Annotated in this window: 5 protein-coding genes; 3 read left to right on the plus strand and 2 right to left on the minus strand. The window is 71.8% G+C overall.

Annotated features, from left to right (window positions below; all coding sequences use genetic code 11):
- Positions 1-380 precede the first annotated feature (380 nt).
- On the plus strand, positions 381-1,253 hold the full coding sequence (locus tag B9S61_RS09710; RefSeq protein ID WP_103541902.1) for a (2Fe-2S)-binding protein: 873 nt from the start codon (positions 381-383) through the stop codon (positions 1,251-1,253).
- A 302-nt stretch (positions 1,254-1,555) separates the two neighbouring features.
- Complete coding sequence (locus B9S61_RS09715; RefSeq protein WP_103541903.1) at positions 1,556-2,599, plus strand: DUF2637 domain-containing protein; 1,044 nt, start codon at positions 1,556-1,558, stop codon at positions 2,597-2,599.
- Between the two features lie 80 nt (positions 2,600-2,679).
- Here the strand turns inward: B9S61_RS09715 and B9S61_RS09720 are convergent, their stop codons facing one another.
- Entirely contained in the window at positions 2,680-3,081 is a 402-nt protein-coding gene (locus B9S61_RS09720; RefSeq protein ID WP_103541904.1) for an ATP-binding protein, read from the minus strand.
- A 206-nt stretch (positions 3,082-3,287) separates the two neighbouring features.
- Positions 3,288-3,908: a hypothetical protein gene (locus B9S61_RS09725; RefSeq protein ID WP_103541905.1), complete on the minus strand. Its 621-nt coding sequence runs from the start codon at positions 3,906-3,908 to the stop codon at positions 3,288-3,290.
- Between the two features lie 196 nt (positions 3,909-4,104).
- On the opposite strand from B9S61_RS09725, the gene B9S61_RS09730 reads away from it, so the two are divergent.
- Positions 4,105-4,413: helix-turn-helix transcriptional regulator (locus B9S61_RS09730; protein WP_181007314.1), on the plus strand; the 309-nt coding region annotated here is incomplete at its 3' end.

Below are 4,413 nucleotides of genomic sequence, written 5' to 3' on the forward strand. Positions count from 1 at the left end.
CCGTGTCCTGCGCCGCGGGCTGCACGGGCACCCGGTAACGCCCCGGACCGGCCGACACGACAGCCGATCCGACGGTAGACCCCGCCGCAGAACCCGCCGCAGAACCCGCCGAGGACCCGACGGCGTACCCCGCAGCCGGCCCGGCGGCCCGCCCTTCGGCGGCCCCCGCCTCCCCCGGCTCCGCCCCCAGGGAGCCCCGCATGCCCTGCTTCACAAGGTCCTCCTCAGGACGTGTCGGTACTTGCGGTCATTACGGAGGCTTGTCACCCCCGCGTCAAGCACCATAGGCGCACCGGACACCAGTTCACATCTCCGAGATCTTGGGTAAGGTGAGCCTTACCTTTATTCCTCGGTCCCTCGAGACATGAACGGGTGGTCCCATGCCTGTGCCCGGTTCGGCCGTCGCGGACGCGTACGCCCGCCTGGCGGAGGCCTTCCCCGCACTGGCCGTGACCGAACTCGGCGCCGACGAGGAGCTGCCCCGGGGCGGCGGCTGGGTCGCCGCGACGGAGCTCGCCGAGGGAGGTTCCGTCCTGGAATCCTTCCTGACCTGGGACGAGACCCAGGTACTGCGGGACTACGGCCAGCAGGCCCGCCCGGACGTGATCGCCAGTTTCGGCCTGCACCGCTACGCCTGGCCGGCCTGTCTGCTGATCACCGTGCCCTGGTTCCTGCACCGCCGGGTGCCGCGCTACCCCGTGACGCACGTCTCGTTCGACCGTACCGCCCCCGGCCTCGCCGTGGGCCACCTGGCCGTGCGGCCGGACGGCTTCGCCTGCCTGCCCGACGACCCCGCCGCCGGACTGCCCGGCGCCCGGATCGTGCCCGACGAGGAGGCACTGCGGGCGGAGGTGCGCGCGGCGGTCGCCCAGCACCTCGAGCCCGTCCTGGCCGGATTCGGACCCCGGATGCGGCGGCGCGGCCGCGCCCTGTGGGGCATGGCGACGGACGAGATCGTCGAGAGCCTGCGGTACATCTCCCAGCTGCTCGGCGAGGAGGAGCGAGGGCTGGGCGAACTGGAGCGGCTGCTGCCGGGCGCGACGGCACCGTACGTGGGCGCGGCGGCCTTCCACCGGCCGGCGGGACCCGGCGGGGAGCCGGTGAGCGCCACCCGGGACCGGGTCAGCTGCTGCATGTTCTACACGCTGCGGCCCGCCGACATCTGCGCCACCTGCCCGCGTACCTGCGCCAAGGACCGGGCCGCCGAGCGAGCCACCGAACGCGCCACCACCCTGGTGGCGCAGGCGAGTTGACGCCGCGTCGAACAGTGGCGGGCCCTTGCGGGCCATAGGATCGGCCGACCGATGCCCGCCAGAGGTCACAGGTGATTCACAATTCCCTCACCTGTCGCGGGAACTATCCGTGGAACCACCCGTACGGGTAGTGTTGGTCGAACTCAACTCCCGCCCCTCATACGGCAGTTCGAGCAGATAGCCGCCCTGGGCACCCCCTCGCACTCCCTTGGCGGCCTCTTGCCCCGAAACCTCCTGAGGGCCGCTGGGTTTGGGCCACTATGGCGGGCGTTACGCCCTATCCCAATGCAAGGGACCCCTAGATGAGACTGACCGACATATCGCTGAACTGGCTGCTTCCGGGCGCCGTGCTGCTCCTCGGCATGCTGGCGGCGGTGGCGGTGCTGGCGCGCGGGAAGCGCTCCTCGGTCAAGGACACGAGCGCGGACGACTCGTGGGAGCGCAGCGAGGAGCGCCGGCGGCGCAAGGAGGCCCTCTACGGGACCGTCTCCTACGTCCTGCTGTTCTGCTGTGCCGCGGTGGCCGCGGCCCTCTCCTTCCACGGGCTGGTCGGATTCGGCGAGCAGAACCTGGGCCTGTCCGACGGCTGGCAGTACCTCGTCCCCTTCGGTCTGGACGGCGCGGCGATGTTCTGCTCGGTCCTCGCCGTACGCGAGGCCAGCCACGGTGACGCGGCCCTCGGCTCGCGCATACTCGTATGGACGTTCGCCTTCGCCGCGGCCTGGTTCAACTGGGTCCACGCCCCCCGGGGCATCGGCCACGCGGGCGCCCCGCACTTCTTCGCGGGCATGTCCCTGTCGGCGGCGGTCCTGTTCGACCGCGCGCTGAAGCAGACCCGCCGGGCCGCCCTGCGCGAACAGGGCCTGGTCCCGCGTCCGCTCCCCCAGATCCGTATCGTGCGCTGGCTGCGGGCCCCCCGGGAGACCTACGGCGCCTGGTCGCTGATGCTGCTGGAGAACGTGCGCACCCTCGACGAGGCGGTCGAGGAGGTCCGCGAGGACAGAATCCGCAAGGACGAGGCGAAGCAGCGCCGTCGGGGCGAGCAGCGGATGGAACGGGCCCAGCTGAAGGCGATCAGCCGTGGCCAGCGCGGATTCATCGGCCGTGGCGGCAGGCGCGAGCTGGAGACGGCGACCGTGGAACGCGAATCCGACATGGTCTCCGCGGAGCCTGCCATATCGCCCGCGGAGGCCCTGCCCGTCCGCGCGCGTCCCTCCCTCCAGCCGGTACGCACCGGCGCTGACCCGCTGCGGTTCGACCTCACCGCCGAGGACGACACCCAGGCCCTGCCGCGCCTGGACTCCCTGGAGCGCAAACTCAAGGATCTGGAGCAGCAGTTCGGCTGACGCCGTACGCCGGTACGGCGTGGGGTGCGGCCGGTGCCGGCCGTACCCCGCCCGTGCCGCCGCGCCGCTGGTCCGGTCCGTCAGGCGACCTCCGCCTCGAGTTGGAACCAGACGGACTTGCCCACGTCGTGCTTCCTGACGCCCCACTCGTCGGCGAGCGACTGGACCAGCACCAGACCCCGCCCGTTCGTGCCCTCGTCCGCGCCCGGTGCGCGCGGGCGGGGCTCGCGGGCCACGAAGTCCCGTACCTCCACCCGCAGTCCCGACGGTCCGACGACGGCCGTGAGCACCGCCCCGTCGTCGGTGTGGACCAGCGCGTTGGTGACGAGTTCGCTGGTGAGCAGTTCCGCGACCGCGGAGCGTTCCGGTGTCCCCCAGTGCGCGAGGAGTTCGCGCAGTGCCCTGCGGGACTCGGGCACCGCTCTCAGGTCCGCCCGTCCCAGTGTGCGCCTCAGCCGATCCGCCGAAGCCTTACTCTTCATGGCCCCCGCCCGCGTGCCGATGTCGATGTCCCCCGCTGCTGATGCGCGTTCACGGGAATCATTGCCCGGTCACCCACGCGGCAGTCATGTCGCATCGTCAACGACCGGTTGTTGGCCGGAGTGCACAGGCCACGCATATGTGCGGGGCCGTCCTCCCGACCCCCGGGCGAGAGGACGACCCCGGGCTTCGCGGTGGGCGTGCGGGCTCAGTAGAGCTTGTTGACGGCCTTCTTCGTCGTCTTCTTGAAGGCGGCCACCGGGGCGTCGCCGAAGTCGCCCATCTGTCCCCAGCCGACGACCGTCACGGTCCTGCCGTCCCGCCCCACGGACAGCAGATGGATGTCCGTGGCGCCCCAGGAGGTCTCGGTGTGCAGTCCGTGCACCGTGGCACCCTCCTCGACCGGCAGCCTGCCGTAGTACCGGCCCTCGGCCTCGGTCTCCGGGTCCGACAGCTCGATCCGGTCGGCGCAGGAACGGATCTCCTTGTTCAGCAGGGCGGCCAGCGCCTTGCCCTTCGCGGCGGAGCCGGTGACGACGGTGACCTGTGCGGCGCCCGTGTCCAGGTCCGTGTGGAAGACCCGGTGCCGGTAGTCGTACGCGGGTACGCCCTCGCCCAGGCAGTAGGCGAGTTCCGCCGGGAAGCCGTCGGTGACCGCGCCGGCGGTCCAGGTGGACGTCGGGTGCGGGGGCAGTTCGGAGGCGGCGAGGAACTTGGGCGGCGCGGCCTTCTTCGGCGCGGCGCCGGCCGGTGCGGTGAGTACGGTGCCGGCCGCGAGTGCGGCGACGGCGAGCGTGGCGAGTGCGGTCGCCCGGGTGCGCATGGGCATGGGTGTCCCCCGTGAGAGGTGCGTGATGGAATGGCGGAGCGGTACGCCGTGAGGACCGGCCGTGATGGTCCGTCCGGTGGCCGTCGGGGCGGTGCCAAGAGCATCGGCCGCCCTGGCGGGCGGGCGCAAGCGTCATCGCCGGATCCACCGGCATGGAACCATCCCAGCCCGTCTGACGTGCAGGTATATGGGGTGCATGGGATACCGTCCCGGGGCCGGTCCGGGTCGGAGCGAGTGCGGGGTGACGGTGTCGGTGTCGGCACAGGACGGCGTGGCCGGGTTCGCGGCGCTGCTGCGGGAGCTGAAGGATCGTACGGACCGCAGTTACGGCTCGCTGGCCCGACGACTGAACATGAACACCTCGACGCTGCACCGCTACTGTGCGGGCGAGGCGGTCCCCGTGGACTTCGCGCCCGTGGAGCGCTTCGCCGCCCTGTGCGGCGCGACGGGCGAGGAACGTCTGGAACTCCACCGCCGCTGGCTCCACGCACTGGAATCCCGCCAA

The sequence above is a fragment of the Streptomyces sp. SM1 genome (assembly GCF_002910825.1).
GTDB lineage: Bacteria > Actinomycetota > Actinomycetes > Streptomycetales > Streptomycetaceae > Streptomyces > Streptomyces okerensis.

What these genes read in the sequence shown, in the direction of transcription:
- B9S61_RS09720 (WP_103541904.1), bottom strand. Translation starts at nt 3,081, where the DNA reads ATGAAGAGTAAGGCTTCGGCGGATCGGCTGAGGCGCACACTGGGACGG.
- B9S61_RS09715 (WP_103541903.1), top strand. Translation starts at nt 1,556, where the DNA reads ATGAGACTGACCGACATATCGCTGAACTGGCTGCTTCCGGGCGCCGTG.
- B9S61_RS09710 (WP_103541902.1), top strand. Translation starts at nt 381, where the DNA reads ATGCCTGTGCCCGGTTCGGCCGTCGCGGACGCGTACGCCCGCCTGGCG.
- B9S61_RS09725 (WP_103541905.1), bottom strand. Translation starts at nt 3,908, where the DNA reads ATGCCCATGCGCACCCGGGCGACCGCACTCGCCACGCTCGCCGTCGCC.